Annotated in this window: 16 protein-coding genes; 7 read left to right on the plus strand and 9 right to left on the minus strand. The window is 68.5% G+C overall.

The genetic code is table 11. From position 1 onward, the window contains the following. The first annotated feature begins 4 nt into the window (after positions 1-4). Together RPX00_RS07900 and RPX00_RS07905 are read left to right on the plus strand one after the other, a co-directional pair. Positions 5-403, plus strand: a complete 399-nt coding sequence (locus tag RPX00_RS07900) for a 6-pyruvoyl trahydropterin synthase family protein (protein WP_406638808.1) — start codon at positions 5-7, stop codon at positions 401-403. After that, positions 400-1,137, plus strand: a complete 738-nt coding sequence (locus tag RPX00_RS07905; RefSeq protein WP_406638809.1) for a class I SAM-dependent methyltransferase — start codon at positions 400-402, stop codon at positions 1,135-1,137. The genes RPX00_RS07900 and RPX00_RS07905 overlap by 4 nt, the downstream gene beginning before the upstream one ends. Here RPX00_RS07905 and RPX00_RS07910 read toward each other — a convergent pair. The 5 genes from RPX00_RS07910 to RPX00_RS07930 all read right to left on the minus strand — a co-directional run bounded on the left by RPX00_RS07910 (position 1,120) and on the right by RPX00_RS07930 (position 5,211). After that, positions 1,120-2,088 carry a DNA polymerase domain-containing protein gene (locus RPX00_RS07910; RefSeq protein WP_406638810.1) on the minus strand — a complete coding sequence of 323 codons (969 nt, stop codon included), beginning with the start codon at positions 2,086-2,088 and terminating at the stop codon, positions 1,120-1,122. The genes RPX00_RS07905 and RPX00_RS07910 overlap by 18 nt on opposite strands. Before the next feature lie 40 nt (positions 2,089-2,128). Next, complete coding sequence (locus tag RPX00_RS07915; protein ID WP_406638811.1) at positions 2,129-2,908, minus strand: oxygenase MpaB family protein; 780 nt, start codon at positions 2,906-2,908, stop codon at positions 2,129-2,131. 42 nt (positions 2,909-2,950) lie between these two features. Next, complete coding sequence (locus RPX00_RS07920; protein ID WP_406638812.1) at positions 2,951-3,994, minus strand: cytochrome P450; 1,044 nt, start codon at positions 3,992-3,994, stop codon at positions 2,951-2,953. A gap of 76 nt (positions 3,995-4,070) precedes the next feature. Then, positions 4,071-4,148: a tryptorubin family RiPP precursor gene (locus tag RPX00_RS07925; RefSeq protein ID WP_369333442.1), complete on the minus strand. Its 78-nt coding sequence runs from the start codon at positions 4,146-4,148 to the stop codon at positions 4,071-4,073. A 187-nt stretch (positions 4,149-4,335) separates the two neighbouring features. Next, positions 4,336-5,211, minus strand: a complete 876-nt coding sequence (locus tag RPX00_RS07930) for a LysR family transcriptional regulator (RefSeq protein ID WP_406638813.1) — start codon at positions 5,209-5,211, stop codon at positions 4,336-4,338. A gap of 70 nt (positions 5,212-5,281) precedes the next feature. On the opposite strand from RPX00_RS07930, the gene RPX00_RS07935 reads away from it, so the two are divergent. After that, positions 5,282-6,424: an FAD-binding oxidoreductase gene (locus tag RPX00_RS07935; RefSeq protein ID WP_406638814.1), complete on the plus strand. Its 1,143-nt coding sequence runs from the start codon at positions 5,282-5,284 to the stop codon at positions 6,422-6,424. A gap of 1 nt (position 6,425) precedes the next feature. Here RPX00_RS07935 and RPX00_RS07940 read toward each other — a convergent pair whose 3' ends face one another. Further along, on the minus strand, positions 6,426-6,830 hold the full coding sequence (locus RPX00_RS07940) for a nitroreductase family deazaflavin-dependent oxidoreductase (RefSeq protein WP_406638815.1): 405 nt from the start codon (positions 6,828-6,830) through the stop codon (positions 6,426-6,428). 88 nt (positions 6,831-6,918) lie between these two features. On the opposite strand from RPX00_RS07940, the gene RPX00_RS07945 reads away from it, so the two are divergent. Then, positions 6,919-7,377: a MarR family winged helix-turn-helix transcriptional regulator gene (locus RPX00_RS07945; protein ID WP_406638816.1), complete on the plus strand. Its 459-nt coding sequence runs from the start codon at positions 6,919-6,921 to the stop codon at positions 7,375-7,377. Here RPX00_RS07945 and RPX00_RS07950 read toward each other — a convergent pair. Further along, entirely contained in the window at positions 7,363-8,034 is a 672-nt protein-coding gene (locus RPX00_RS07950; protein ID WP_406638817.1) for a GNAT family N-acetyltransferase, read from the minus strand. The genes RPX00_RS07945 and RPX00_RS07950 overlap by 15 nt on opposite strands. Positions 8,035-8,119: 85 nt before the next feature. Here RPX00_RS07950 and RPX00_RS07955 point away from each other — a divergent pair, with 85 nt between their 5' ends. Beyond that, on the plus strand, positions 8,120-8,968 hold the full coding sequence (locus tag RPX00_RS07955; RefSeq protein WP_406638818.1) for a PaaX family transcriptional regulator C-terminal domain-containing protein: 849 nt from the start codon (positions 8,120-8,122) through the stop codon (positions 8,966-8,968). Here RPX00_RS07955 and RPX00_RS07960 read toward each other — a convergent pair. Continuing rightward, positions 8,947-9,339, minus strand: coding sequence for a RidA family protein (locus tag RPX00_RS07960; protein ID WP_406638819.1), 393 nt, complete (start codon positions 9,337-9,339; stop codon positions 8,947-8,949). The two genes, RPX00_RS07955 and RPX00_RS07960, sit on opposite strands and share 22 nt — an antisense overlap. 67 nt (positions 9,340-9,406) lie before the next feature. On the opposite strand from RPX00_RS07960, the gene RPX00_RS07965 reads away from it, so the two are divergent. Continuing rightward, positions 9,407-11,755 carry a bifunctional salicylyl-CoA 5-hydroxylase/oxidoreductase gene (locus RPX00_RS07965; protein WP_406638820.1) on the plus strand — a complete coding sequence of 783 codons (2,349 nt, stop codon included), beginning with the start codon at positions 9,407-9,409 and terminating at the stop codon, positions 11,753-11,755. Further along, positions 11,755-12,900 (plus strand): acyl-CoA dehydrogenase family protein, encoded by a 1,146-nt coding sequence (locus tag RPX00_RS07970; protein WP_406638821.1) that lies wholly within the window; start codon positions 11,755-11,757, stop codon positions 12,898-12,900. The genes RPX00_RS07965 and RPX00_RS07970 overlap by 1 nt, the downstream gene beginning before the upstream one ends. A 98-nt stretch (positions 12,901-12,998) precedes the next feature. Here RPX00_RS07970 and RPX00_RS07975 read toward each other — a convergent pair whose 3' ends face one another. Further along, complete coding sequence (locus RPX00_RS07975) at positions 12,999-13,622, minus strand: DUF2306 domain-containing protein (RefSeq protein WP_406642824.1); 624 nt, start codon at positions 13,620-13,622, stop codon at positions 12,999-13,001. Between the last annotated feature and the right edge of the window lie 622 nt (positions 13,623-14,244).

A 14,244-nucleotide genomic window follows, 5' to 3' on the forward strand; every position in this document is an offset into this window, starting at 1 on the left:
CGCGTTGTTCAGTGTCACCGTGCGCGATCACATCATGGTCGCCCACAGTTTCCGCGGCGAGGTTTTCGGCCCGGCGCAACGCCTGCACGGCGCGACGTTCGTGGTCGACGCGACGTTCCGACGGTCCGAATTGGACTCGGACAACATCGTCGTCGACATCGGGCTCGCCACCCAGCAGCTCGGCGCGGTGCTCGCCGACCTGAACTACCGGAACCTGGACGACGAACCCGATTTCGCGGGCATCAACACCTCGACCGAATACCTCGCCAAGGTCATCGCTGACCGGCTCGCGGACCGCGTGCACGACGGCGAACTCGGCGAGAACGCCCGCGGACTGGCGCAGATTTCGGTAACCCTGCACGAATCCCACGCCGCCTCCGCCGGATACGAGCGTTCCCTGTGACCACAGTGGACTCTTCCGGTTACGAGCCGGAATGGCTGCGGCTGCGAGAGGCGGCCGACACGGCGGCCCGGGCGGCCGATCTCGTCGCCCTGCTTCCCGACAGACCGGCGGTCATCCGGGATCTCGGCTGCGGCACCGGAGCGATGGGTCGCTGGCTGAGCGTCCGCCTTCCGAAGCCGCAACGGTGGATCCTGCACGACCAGGACCCGCGGCTGCTGGAGATCGCCGCGCGCAGCCTTCCGCCGGGAATCAGCGTCGAGACAGAACAAGCCGACGTGACCCGCTTGGACTTCGGCGACACTTCACTGGTCACCGCTTCCGCACTGCTGGATCTGCTTACCAAGGAAGAGATCCAGCGGTTAGTAAAGTCCTGTGTGGACGCTCAAAGCCCAGCGCTGTTCACCTTGTCGGTGACCGGCTCGGCAGAAATCGCGCCCCGGGAAGCTGGCGACGAAGCACTCAACGCCGCCTTCAACGACCACCAACGCCGGGACGGAAAGCTAGGTCCGGAAGCGGTCGACTTCGCCGCAGCGGAGTTCACCCGGCACGGCTGGACAGTCCACACCAGACCCTCACCATGGCAGCTAGGCCCGGAGCACCAGGAACTCATCACCGCCTGGTACCGCGGTTTCGTGGCCGCGGCCCGAGAACAACAGCCGGAGCTGACCATTCCCGCAGATCGGCAGATCACCGCCGTCACCGTGCGCCACCAGGATCTACTCGCTCTCCCCTGATTCCCGGCGCGCCCGGGCCCGGCGTTTGCCCTCGTGCATCGCCGCGACCCGGGCGATCGGGATCGTGTGCCCCTCGGCCACCAGCTCCGCCGGAAGCTCCTGCGGCTCAGGCAATTCCTCCGCCCACGGATCCGAGCCGCCCAGCAGCTCCACCGCGGTCTTCACCGTGAAATCGGACGGTGTGACGTCGTCCGCGTCCGCCCAGCGAACCGGGAACGACACCGGCGCGCCCGGCCGGATCCGCGGGCTGTACACCGCCGCGACGGTGGTACCGCCACCCGCCCGGGTCGAATCGAGAAACACCTTGCCGTGCCGGTCTTCCCGGATGAACGCCGTGGTCGCCAGCTCCGGATCGATCCGCTCCGCCCGCGCGCCGACCGCCCGGGTCGCCGCCGCGACGTCCGCAAAGGACAGACCGGCGACCAGCGGCACGAACACGTGCACCCCCTTGGACCCGCTGGTCTTCAACGCACCGGCGAGCCCGACGTCGGCCAGAGCTTGGCGCACCAGCCGAGCCGCCGCCACCGCGACGCTGAAATCCGCGCCCTCCGGCGGATCGAGGTCCATGATCAGATCGGTCTGCCCGACCGGTTCCACCCTGGTCAGGGCGGGATGCAGTTCGACCGCGCGCTGATTGCCGAACCACAGCAGCGTCCGGCGGTCGTTGCACAGGCCGTAGGTGACTGTCCGGTGCGAACTCTCCGCCCACAGTTTCGCCCGCGGCACCCATTCTGGCGTGTACTTCGGCAGGTTTTTCTGCATGAACGCGTCCTGCCCGCGCAGCACCCGCATCACCGACAGCGGACGGTCGCGCAGCACCGGAAGCAACCGGTCCGCGACCGCGTCCAGGTAATCGACGAGGTCGCGTTTCGTGACCCCGGCGTCGACGAACAGCTCCTGGTCAAGGTTGGTCAGGGAAACCCCTTCGCGCACCTCATCCGCTTTGCCCATACCGCCAACCCTTGCCGACCGCCGCATTCCGGTCAACCACTTAGACGAGGGGTTTCCCGTTACGCAGCCGCCGCCGGAAGTCGGCGAGGCAAGCGTCGTAGGGGAAACGGCGCACCCGCACCGGAAGCCGTTCGACCGTTCGGCCGATTCCGCGCATCAGCCGATCGAACCGGCGCTGGTCGGCGGCCGACCACTCCAGCCGCATCTGCTCGCGGAACACCTCCGGCAGGAACCCGGTCGTCACGAAGCGATGGAACCGTCCGAAGAGGAACGAGAACGGCCGCGGCAGGAATTCCAGATTCGCGATGGCGGTGAGGTATTCCCGCATCCGGTCGTCGATGTCCACCTGCGCCAGGCCTTCGTCCCAATACGCGGCGAAGTCGGCGGGCCAGTCCTCCGGACGCACCTGCAACGTCGTGCCCAGCACCGCCGCCTCGGCGTACCACGATTCCGGAGCGGGACGGCCGAGAAAAGCGCGATGCACGTCCTCGACGCCGTGGCACAGGCAAGCCGCGACCCACAGCTGCAACTCCCGGTCGAAAGCGCGGTACTGCACCGGACTCGCCTCGGTCGAAACCACCTGAGCGTGCACCGAATTCACCGCCCGCCGATACGCCGCCCGGTCCGCGTCGGTGCCCAGCACGGCCACGGCAAGGTAGGTGACGGTCGTCCGCGTGCGCTTCAGCGGATGTTTGAACAGATTCCCTGAATCGACCCGGCTTTCCATGACGCCGTAGCCGACCGCCGGCCGGCCCAGCTGCATGATCACGTTCGCGCCGCCCGCGAGCAGGCTGACGCCGAGCATGCCGTCCTGGAGCATCCGTCCAGGGGAACGCTTCCGTTGACACCTTGTCAAGAGCCGTCAAGCACGCACGACCCGCACGTCCGCCACCTCCAGCAGGCCGTCCAGGTGCACTTTGGCCCGCCGCTGTGCCGGATCGACCACCAGCCCGTCACGCCGGGCCAGGTCGAGAACGCGCGTCGCGAGCGGCAGCACCAGATGCCGTCCCCAGCAGCGCTCGTCGCTGTGCCCGAACGGGAGGTAGCCAGGGTGGTCGTCCGGGTCCAGCGCGGCCCAGCGGTCCGGCCGGAACTCGTCGGGCGCGTCCCACAGTTCGGGGTCGCGGTGGCTGAGCAGCGGCAGCAGCAGGACGTCGTCCGCCGGGCCGATCCGGGCGTCCACCTCGGGGAATTCCGGCGAACGCACACGCAGGATGTTCCACGACGGCGGCAGGAGGCGCAGCGCCTCGTTGAGCACGTACTCGGCCGGAATGTCCTCGTCCAGCGGCGAACCGAGCCACAGGGCGTTCGTGACCAGCGCGGCGACGGTGAAGCAGATCGGCCCGGCCACACGGCGGTAGAGGTACATCGCGAAACGGCGCTGCTCGAAGGTGTCGGCCTCCAGCACCATCCGCGCCAATGCCGACAAGGCGACCTCGGGCGCGGGCCGTCCCCAGAGCGCGGCTCCGGCGGCGACCGCCGACCAGGTGATCTTCGGCGTCAGCTCCAGCCTGCGGTCGACGAGGATCCGGAATCGCCGCTGTTCGCGGCCGAACACCAGGTCCCGCAGGTAGTTGTGCGGTACGGCGGGCCACTCGCCGGCGAGGTCCGGTTCGCCGAGCGGCTTCTTGAGCGCGGCCCGTACGTCCGCGCCGACCGCTCGCATCAGTGCGGCCGATTCGGGCCGCGTGACGACCCGGCCGAGCACCGGCTTGAACGTCGGCCGTTCCTCGGCGTTCGCGGGCCTGCTCCGCAGCAACTCGTCCATCAAACCGGCCCCGGCGACGCCGACCGTGTCCGGTTCCAGCCGGAAGAAGGATTTCCCCCGATAACGGTCGAACAGTTCCTGAAGGCGCGGCGCGAATACCACTTGGCGCACTTTGTTCCGTTCAGCGGGAATAGTCACCGGGCAGCTCCTCTACGGCGCGGGACGGCCGGTCCCGGACATTCCGGGACCGGCCGATCCTCTTCGGACGAGACCGTCAGATCCAGCCGTACCAGGCGTAAGACTTCAGGCTCTTGCCCGGAAGGGCCTTGCGCACGAGTCGAACAAGCTTCACGGAAATTCCTCCGTATTCTCGAACACTCCAACCGCACTCGCGGCCGTCGCCGACATTACGGCGAACTCTCGGAATGCGCCGCAAGACGACCTGAACGGCCTACTCCGGCCGAACTTTTCGGGAATTCCGGCCAGAATTCATTTGCGAGCGAGGGTCGGCGTCGGTACTCTTTCGCCGCCCGCGGTACTCAGAGCACCGAGCGGGCGAACTCGATCAGCACGCGCGCGGCGGGCCCGGCCGGGCCGTCGGACCGCCACGCCAGCGCCAGCTGCCCGCGCAGCTCCGGCCGCAGCCGCAAGGTGTGCAGCTCCTTGGCGTAATAGCGCGCCAGCGATTCCGGGACCAGTGCCACGCCGAGGCCGCGCATGGCGAGCTTGGCCAGCACGTTCGGGTCGCTCGCCTCAATCGTCACCCGCGAATGCAGCCCGGCCGCGGCGAACCCGCGATCCAGCACGCCGCGCATGCCGGTGCCCTTCGGCAGGCAGATCAGCGACCGTTCGGCCAGCTCAGCCAGGGTGATCGAGGCGCGATCGGCGAACTCGTCGCGCGGCGCGGTGACGGCGACCAGCTCCTCGTCGAGCACGGTCTGTGTGGTGAGCCCAGCGGGCACGCCGTCGGCCAGGCCGATCACCGCGACGTCTAGCCGTCCTTCGCGCAGAGCATCGACCATCAGGTCGGAATTCGCTTCGCTGAGCGTGATTTCCACACCGGGGTAGCGTTCAGCGAACTCGGCCAGGAACTCCGGCAGCTCCACCGGCCCGAGGGAAGTCACCATCCCCATCGCCACCTGGCCGCGCACCAGCCCTTCGTGCTCCGCGACCGTTTCCCGCACCGCCGCGACCGCCGCGAGCGCGGCCCGAGCGTGCGGCAACGCGGCCTCGCCAACGCCGGTGAGCCGTACCGTGCGACCGGACCGGTCGAACAACGGCTGCCCCAGCTCGCGTTCCAACCGCCGGATCTGCGCGCTGACCCCGGGCTGCGCGACGTGCATCCGGGCCGCCGCGCGGGTGAAATTGGCTTCCTCCGCGACCGCGACGAAGTACTCGAGCTGATGCAGTTCCATAAGCACTGATTCTAGCCGCTGGAACTAGTATCTCTTGGACTTATCGCTGCCCAGCCAGCAGGCTGAAGCCATGCAGACGTTCACCCCTGATCAGGCCGGTTACCGCGAAGAGATCGCCGGATTCCAGACCGGCATCACCTCCACCCCGAAGCTGGTCGTCGCCGCCACCAGCGCGGACGACGTCGCCGCCGCGGTCCGGCTCGCCTCCGAACGCGACCTGCCGGTCTCCGTGCAAGCCACCGGCCACGGACTCCGCGCACCGGCTGAGGGCGTGCTGATCTCGACGCGACGGATGACCGGCGTGACCGTCGATCCGGACCGCGGGGTGGCACGCGTCGAAGCCGGAACGACCTGGGGCAGCGTCATCACCGCCGCCGCGGAGCACGGGCTCGCGCCGCTGAGCGGTTCGGCACCGGGCGTCGGCGTGGTCGGCTACACCCTCGGCGGCGGGTTCGGCCTCCTCGGCCGGCACTTCGGCCTGGCCTCAGACCGCGTCCGCTCCGCCGAGATCGTCCGGCCCGACGGCACGCGCACGACCGGCCCGCTCGACGCCGGGATCGTGACCGCGCTGGAGTTCTCGCTAGTGCCGGTGACCACGCTGTACGGCGGCGGGCTGTACTTCGACGCCGCCAAGATCCCGGACGTCCTGCGCATCTGGCGCGACTGGACCACCGACCTGCCCGACACGGTCGGCACCTCGGTGGCGATGCTGCCCTACCCGGACCTGCCGATGGTGCCGGAACCGTTGCGGGGCAAGCACATCGCACACATTCGCGTGGCCTACCTCGGCACTGACGGCGACCAGCTCGTCGCGCCGCTGCGGGCGCTCGGCCCGCTGCAGGACACGCTCACCACGATGCCGTACACCGATTCCGGCCAGATCGCCGCCGAACCGCCCATCCCGCACTCCTACCTCGGCGACAACCGCGTGCTGCCGACGCTGCCGGACGACGTGCTGAGCACTGTGCTCGACCACGCCGGCCCGGCCGCGCCGGTGCCGACTGTGCTGATCATCGACCTGCTCGGCGGCGCCTACCAGCACTCATCGGCACCGGATTTCACCGCCGATTCGCGCTACACCGTGCGCGCACTGTCGCTCGTCGAACCGGACGCGGCGACCGTGCAGGCCGCGCACGCCAAGCTGTTCGCTCCGCTGGACCCGATGTCGACTGGACGGCTGCGGAGCTTCGTCTATGGACAGCCGCTGAAGTAACTCAGCGCTCGAGAACGAAGACCGGGATCAGCCGCTCGGTCTTCTTCTCGTATTCCGCGAAGCCTTCCGCGTGCTCGACCATCTTGGCGTACAGCCGGTCGCGCTCGGCGCGGTCGGTCACGAGCTTCGCCGTCGCCGGGAACTTGTCGGTGCCGATCTCGACCGTGACCGACGGGTTCGCGACGAGGTTGTGGTACCAGTCCGGGTTGGTGTCCGCGCCGCCCTTGGACGCGACGATCACGACCCGGTCACCGTCGGTGGTGTACACCAGCGGGCTCACCCGCTCCTTGCCGCTCTTCGCACCGGTGTGCGTGAGCAGCACCATGTTCTTCCCCTCGAACATCCCGCCGACCTTGCCCGCGTTCGCGCGGAACTCGTCGATGATGCCCTGATTCCAGTCCGACATCGGAGAACTCCCCTGTTTTGATGATGTAACAGCAAACCTAGGTTCGCGCGAATCCGGCTGTCAACACACGCGGAGGTACTGTCGCGGCATGGCCACCGAATCCGGCCCGACCGTCGAGGACGGGGTCCGCGAACTGCTGCTTCTCATGCCCCGCCTGGTCGGGCGCGCGAAGCGGACGCCGCCGCCTCCGGAACTCGACGACGTCGCGCTCGCGCCGCGCCATCTGTCGCTGCTGGCGTACCTGTTGTTCGACGGCCCGATGACGGTCAACGAACTCGCCGGACGGCTCGAAATCGCGCCCACCACGGCAAGTCTGATGATCGGCGACCTGTCCCGGCAGGGCGTGCTGGAACGCACCGAGGACCCTGACGACCGGCGGCGCACCATCGTGAGCATCCACACGGACAAGCGCCCGGCCGTCGACGCTTGGCTCGCGCGAGGGGCGAAGGCGTGGGAGGCGGCGTTGTCGCCGTTGAGTCCTAGCGAGCGGGCGCTGGTGATCAGGACGTTGAAGGCGTTTGAGGACTACGGCTCACGAGGCGACTAGCCACCGCGCCTGCGGACCAGCGCACGCCCGGGGCCAAGCCGCGTCGTGCTGGTACCACCACGCCTCGCAGGCTCGCCCGTTCGGCAGCGTGTATCGCGGCGGCCCCGGCGCCCGGCGCAATCCGGCCGCCTCCAGCGAACGGCCGCTGGCGACGTTGCCGACCTCCGCGCCCGCGCGGACCCGCGATAGCCCGAGATGCTCGTGCGCCAGCACGAGACCGGCGGCGAACAGGTCGCGGCCGAAGCCTTGCCCGCGATATTCCGGCGCGAGATAGCCGCCGGTTTCCGGGCCGCCGTCCTCGCCCGCGTGCACGCTCACGAGCCCGGCGCAGCGGCCTGCCACGAGATCGATCGCGACGACGTCCACCGAATGCGGGTCCGGCGTGGTCCAGTCCGGGCCGGTGCCGGGGACCACGCGCAGCGCCTCGCCGCGCATCGGTTCGGCCACCACGGAGTCGGCCAGCCAGCCGAGCCAGCGCTGCGCGGCCGGGTCGCTGCCGCCCGCGACCGCCGCCGCGTACTCCCACGCGGTGGGGGTGCGGAAAAGGAACCGGCCGAGCGCGAAGGCGTGTCCCCGGCGGTCGCAGGTGCGCTTCGCCATCAGCCGTCCGCGGCGGGTCAGCCGGCTCACCAGAGGTGCATTGCTCACAAACGCCATCGCGCCGGAAATGCTACCCCTCGCCGGTTACTGGTCCGGCCAGAAGGAGGCGGGTCGGTCACGGACGGCACTGTATGGTGAGCGGGTGACGGCCGTACCGGAAGCAGCCGATGCCGACAGCGGGCGCGCGGCCCAGCCCCGGCACCTCATCGTGTCGGTCTACGGCGTGCATCACCAGGCAGGCGGCGAGTGGCTTTCCGTCGCCTCGCTGATCGATCTGCTCGCCGCGGTCGGGGTCGACGAGCCCGCCGTGCGGTCGTCGATCTCCCGGCTCAAACGGCGCGGGGTACTCGAAGCGGTGCGCCGCGACGGGGCCGCCGGGTACGAATTGTCCGGTACCGCACTGGATTTGCTGCACGAGGGCGACGAACGCATTTTCCGCCGGGACCGCGCGAAACTCGGCGACGGCTGGCTGCTCGCGGTGTTCTCGGTGCCGGAAGCCGAACGGCACAAGCGGCACGTGTTGCGGACGCAGCTGTCGCGGCTCGGCTTCGGCACCGCGGCCTCCGGCGTCTGGATCGCGCCGGCCCATCTGTACGAGGCCACCGTCGGCACGCTGAACCGCCTCGGTCTCGCCGACTACGCCGATCTGTTCCGCGCTGAGCACCTGGCGTTCGGCGACCCGCGCGAGAAGGTTCGCGAGTGGTGGGACCTGGACCAGCTGGACGAGCTGTACACGGCGTTCCTCGAAGAGCACGAGCCGGCGCTGCGCCGGTGGCAGCGCCGCCGTACGACACCCGCCGACGAAGCGTTCGCCGATTATCTCCGCGTGCTCACCGGCTGGCGGCGGATGCCGTACCTCGACCCGTGTCTGCCCGCGGAATTGCTTCCCGACGGCTGGTCCGGCATCCGCGCCGCGGAGGTGTTCTTCACGCTGCACGACCGGCTCGAGGAAGCCGCGCGCAACCACCTTCAGCGGTTGACCACCGCATAACCCTGCACTTCCACCAGCGCCTCGACGTCCCACAGCCGGTTCACGCCGATACCAGCCATCGCCGGGTAATCCGCGCCTACCAGCCGTTTCCACACGCGGCCGATCTCGCGCGCGTGCGCCTTGTAGTCGTCCATGTCGACGATGTAGACGGTCAGGCTGCACAGGTCCGCGGGTTCGCCGCCGGCCGCGCGCAACGCGGTGAGCAGGTTGCCGAGCGCGCGCTCGAACTGCTCCACGACACCGTCGCCGACGATCCGGTTGTCCGCGTCCAGCGCGGTCTGCCCGGCGAGGAACACCAGCTGGCCCCGCGCCGCCACCGCGTGCGAGAACCCCGACGGCTTGCCCAGCTCGGGGGGATTGATCCGCTCCATGCCGGGGAGCGTAACCCATCTATCGTCTTCTTGACGACCGTAGGACATGCGACATACCCTGGGTCGCGTGCGGATTTCAGTAGTCGGCGGCGGGCCTGCGGGTCTCTACTTCGCCGTGCTCGCGAAACAACTCGGCCCGGACCACGAGATCACGGTCTGGGAGCGCAACGCGCCGGATGACACGTTCGGCTTCGGCGTCGTCTTCTCCGACGAGACGCTCGGCGGCATCGAACACGCCGACCCGGCGGTACACGAGGCGATGAGCCGGGAGTTCGCGCGCTGGGACGACATCGACGTGCACTACCGCGACACGGTGTCCACTTCGGGCGGGCACGGATTCGCCGCGATGAGCCGCAAGCGGCTGCTCGCGATTCTTCAGCAGCGGTGCCGCGAAATGGGCATTGATGTCCGTTTCCGCAGCCTCGCGCCGGATCCAGCCGAGTTGGCCGCCTCCTCGGACCTCGTTGTCGCCGCGGACGGCGTGAATTCCGCAGTGCGCACGGCGTTCGCCGATTCGTTCCGGCCGGCCGTCGAGACCCGGCAGTGCCGCTACATCTGGCTCGGCACCGACCTCGTGTTCGACGCGTTCAAGTTCTATGTGCTCGAAACGCCGCACGGAATCATGCAGGTCCACGGTTATCCGTACGGCCGCGACGGCAGCACGTTCATCCTGGAGATGCACGAGGACGTGTGGCAGCGGGCATTCGGCCCGATCGCCGCCACCGGACTCGGGCCCGGCGAGAGCGACGAGAAGTCGATCGAGCTGATCCGCGAACTGTGCGGCGATATTTTCGACGGACATCAGTTGCTGGCCAACAACTCCAAGTGGGCCACCTTCGGCACAGTCCGCTGCGAAAGCTGGGTCCACGACAATGTCGTGCTGCTCGGCGACGCGGCACACACCGCGCATTTCTCGATCGGTTCCGGCACCAAGCTGGCGATGGAGGACGCCCTTGCGCTCGCCGCGTGCCTGCACGAACAGCCGAGTGTTCCGGAAGCCCTTGCGGCATATGAAGAAGAGCGACGCCCGGTGGTCGCGTCTACGCAGCGTGCGGCGCAGGCGAGCCTGGAGTGGTTCGAGAATCTGGCGCAGTACACGCATCAAGAGCCAGAGCAGTTCGCGTTTAACCTGCTGACTCGCAGCCGTCGCGTCACTTACGACAACCTGAAGCTGCGCGACCGGGAATTCGCCGCCTCGCTGGATCAGTGGTTCGCTGATTCGCTCGGCACTTCCGTCGCGCCGCCGATGTTTCAGCCGGCGCGGATCGGCTCACTGGAATTGCCGAACCGGATCATCGTGTCGCCAATGGACATGTACTCCGCGGTCGACGGCGTACCCGGCGAATTCCACTTGGTACACCTGGGAAGCAAGGCGCTCGGCGGGGCTGGGATGGTCATGACCGAGATGATCTGTGTGTCCGCCGAGGGCCGGATCACGCCGGGCTGTCCCGGGCTTTACACCGCCGAACAGGAATCGGCGTGGCAGCGGATTGTCGAGTTCGTGCACCGCGAAACCCCGGCGAAGATCGGCTTGCAGCTGGGACATTCCGGGCGCAAGGGTTCCACAAAACTGATGTGGGAAGGCATTGACGACCCGCTGCCCGAAGGCAACTGGGAAGTCTGCGCGCCGTCCCCGCTGCCGTACTCGCCGAACAACCAGACGCCACGCGAGCTGACCGTCGACGAGCTGGCCGAGATCCGGGACCAGTTCGTCTCAGCCGCGGAAGCCGCCGCACGCGCTGGTTTCGACCTGCTCGAACTGCACTGCGCGCACGGCTATCTGCTGTCGTCGTTCCTGTCCCCGCTCACCAACCAGCGCACCGATTCCTACGGCGGCTCCCCGGAAAACCGGCTGCGCTTCCCGTTGGAGGTCTTCGACGCGGTCCGCGCGGTATGGCCAGCCGACCGTCCGCTGACCGTCCGGATCTCGGCCACCGACTGGTTCGAGGGCGGCAACGACGCTGACGAAGCCGTGGCCATCGCCCAGGCTTTCGCCGAACACGGAGCGGCCGCGATCGACGTGTCGACCGGCCAGGTCGTAAGCGAAGAGAAGCCGAAGTTCGGCCGTAGCTACCAAACGCCGTACGCCGACCGGATCCGCAACGAGGTCGGCCGCCGCTACGGCACCGCGGTGATCGCCGTCGGCGCGATTTCCTCTTACGACGACGTGAACTCGCTCATCCTCGCCGGACGAGCCGACCTGTGCGCACTCGGCCGAACGCACCTGTTCAATCCACAATGGACCCTGCACGCGGCCGCCGCGCAGGAGTACCCGGTGGCGTGGCCGAAACAGTGGGCAGCGGGCAAACGCCCACCACAAACCGGCCGCACCGACGGACCGGAGCCACGATTGGACCTGGTCCGCACCGGTGGCCACCAAACCGCCCACGCCCGCTGGCGACCGGAGGAAGCCTGATGAACGCCTTCGCCTTCACCCCGGAACAGACCGCCTACGCCGCTTCCGTACGCAAGATCGCCGCCGAACAGCTGGCCCCGCTGGCCGCCGCCGGTGCCGAGGGCTCGGTAAACCGCCCGCTGTTGAAGGCAATGGGCTCGCACGGTCTGCTGGCTCGGCTGTTCCCCGGCGTCGAAAGTGGACAGCCAACCCGGCAAGCCGCCGCGACCGACCTGTGCCTGCTTCGGGAAGCACTCGCCACGCAAAGCACCGAAGCCGAAACCGCGTTGGCGTTGCAGGGCTTGGGCAGCTACCCCGTTCTTCAGTCCGGTTTGGACGAACAAGTCCAGCGCTGGCTCCCCGCCGTCGCCGCCGGTGATGCCGTCGCCGCGTTCGCACTGACCGAACCGGACGCCGGATCCGACGCCGCCGCCCTGCAACTCGCCGCCGAACCAGACGGCGACGGCTGGCGGCTCACCGGCACGAAAATGTGGATCTCGAACGCTCCCGAAGCCGATTTCTACACGGTCTTCGCCCGCACCACCCCCGACGCCGGTTCACGCGGGGTCAGCGCCTTCGTCGTCCCCGCCGACCGCGCGGGCATCAGCGGCGAACACCTGGACCTGGTGAGCCCGCACCCAATCGGCACCGTGGTCTTCGACGGCGTGCAAGTAAAGCGCGACGAACTGCTCGGCGAAGAGAACCGCGGTTTCGCCGTGGCAATGCGGACTTTGGACTTGTTCCGCCCGAGCGTCGGCGCATTCGCTGTCGGCATGGCACAAGCCGCGCTCGACGCGACCGTGGAATACACGGCGTCGCGGGAAGCGTTCGGCGGCCCGTTGGTGAATCAGCAGACGGTTGCGCACACGCTGGCCGAAATGGCGACGCGCACGGAAGCTGGCCGCTTGCTCGTGTACGCCGCAGCGGCGGCTTACGACGCGGGCGAGGAGAACCTCGCCGGCCGCGCGGCAATGGCGAAATTGTTCGCCACCGAAGCCGCGCAATACGTGGTGGATCAAGCGGTGCAATTACACGGCGCACGAGCATTGCGGCGGGGACATTTGCTGGAGCATCTCTACCGAGAGGTCCGAGCGCCGCGCATTTACGAAGGCGCGTCGGAGATCCAGCGGACGATCATCGCGCGTTCCTTGCGGCGGCGCGGATGAGCTGGCGTTCGGTGTACCCCTCGCACCGAACGCGTCCGCGCCGCCTGCTGGTGTTCTAACAAGCAGGCGGCGCGCGGGACAAACTATTCGGCCAGGGCTTAACGGCTCCGCTTCGGCTTCCGGTCCAGCCACAGCTGCGCCGCGATCAGCGCGACCGTCCAGCTCACCCAGGCCCCGAGCGCCGCGATCGACTGGCCGAGCGCGATCTCGCTGCCGCCGAACGTGGTGGCGACCTGCGGTTCCAGGAAGATCGCCGCGATCGGGCCGATCAGCCGGTTCAGGATGATCGACATCGTCAGCGCGAAACTGCGGATCATCCAGCGGCGATGATCCCCGAACCGCCGCTCGCGGACGGCTCGGTAGCCCGCCCACGTGCAGCCCAGCCACAGCACCGCGAGCAGGACGTCGCTGGCGCGGGTCACCGGGCCGAACGGGGTCGCCGCGCCGATCGTCAGTGCCATGAGGCCGGACGGGAGCACGCCCGCGAACACGTAAGCGCGGCCGGAATAACGGTGCAGGACCGGGTATTTCCGGCGGATCCAAGGCCAGACTTGCAGGAGCGCGGTCACCATCGCGATCGAGCCGAAGACGACGTGGCCCACCAGGAAGAGGTAGTGCGCGGGGAACGTCGACGGAACCCTCGACTGGGCCGGGTCGAAGGCCAGGTACGGGGGCAGCGCGTAAGCGAGGAAGGCGACCACCACCAGTCCCAGCGGGGCGATCCAGGGCCGCCGCCACCAGTGGTTTTTCGGCTCGATCCGTACCGTTCGCTCCGCGGTGGGCTGCGCCTGCGGTGGTCGAAGATCCGTCCCCGCCGTCATGTCGGCCTCTCTCCCTTGTCGGTTCTCGGCTCCTTCGAACGTAGGACGGGCGACTTTGGAGAACCATGGTGCCGACTGGCGTCGCGGAGGTGGGGGCAGCCTTACCCTCGGCCAGGTGACCCCCGGACGCGCCGCGCGGGGAACCTCCACAGACGCTGATTCCCGCGCCCGGGACTTAATGCGGTGCCGCGGGTGCGTTTACAGCGCGTCTGCCCAGGGCGAGAAACCCGATCCGACTGCCGACCGACCGGAGCGAGGTGCGCGGTCTGTGAGGGGCACCTTCACGGAATCTGATTCCCTCAAGGTGGCCCTCACAGACCCGCCAATACGGTCAGGTGGACATCAACCGGGCGTTTCACCCTGGGCTGGCGTCCCATGTGGACAGTCCGAGGCTGAGGCCACCCGGCTTAAGTCCCTCGGCAGGGGAATCCAAGTCCGCGAAGGAGCCCTTCACGGACCGCACTCAGCGGAAGCCGCGCTGCCCATTGCCGCAGAGGTTTAGACCAGGCATAATCCCCTTACT

This window comes from Amycolatopsis sp. WGS_07 (genome assembly GCF_045278895.1).
Lineage (GTDB): Bacteria > Actinomycetota > Actinomycetes > Mycobacteriales > Pseudonocardiaceae > Amycolatopsis.

What these genes read in the sequence shown, in the direction of transcription:
- RPX00_RS07960 (WP_406638819.1), bottom strand. Translation starts at nt 9,339, where the DNA reads ATGGAGCGGATCAATCCCCCCGAGCTGGGCAAGCCGTCGGGGTTCTCG.
- RPX00_RS07915 (WP_406638811.1), bottom strand. Translation starts at nt 2,908, where the DNA reads ATGCTCCAGGACGGCATGCTCGGCGTCAGCCTGCTCGCGGGCGGCGCG.
- RPX00_RS07910 (WP_406638810.1), bottom strand. Translation starts at nt 2,088, where the DNA reads ATGGGCAAAGCGGATGAGGTGCGCGAAGGGGTTTCCCTGACCAACCTT.
- RPX00_RS07950 (WP_406638817.1), bottom strand. Translation starts at nt 8,034, where the DNA reads ATGGCGTTTGTGAGCAATGCACCTCTGGTGAGCCGGCTGACCCGCCGC.
- RPX00_RS07940 (WP_406638815.1), bottom strand. Translation starts at nt 6,830, where the DNA reads ATGTCGGACTGGAATCAGGGCATCATCGACGAGTTCCGCGCGAACGCG.
- RPX00_RS07935 (WP_406638814.1), top strand. Translation starts at nt 5,282, where the DNA reads ATGCAGACGTTCACCCCTGATCAGGCCGGTTACCGCGAAGAGATCGCC.
- RPX00_RS07930 (WP_406638813.1), bottom strand. Translation starts at nt 5,211, where the DNA reads ATGGAACTGCATCAGCTCGAGTACTTCGTCGCGGTCGCGGAGGAAGCC.
- RPX00_RS07945 (WP_406638816.1), top strand. Translation starts at nt 6,919, where the DNA reads ATGGCCACCGAATCCGGCCCGACCGTCGAGGACGGGGTCCGCGAACTG.
- RPX00_RS07970 (WP_406638821.1), top strand. Translation starts at nt 11,755, where the DNA reads ATGAACGCCTTCGCCTTCACCCCGGAACAGACCGCCTACGCCGCTTCC.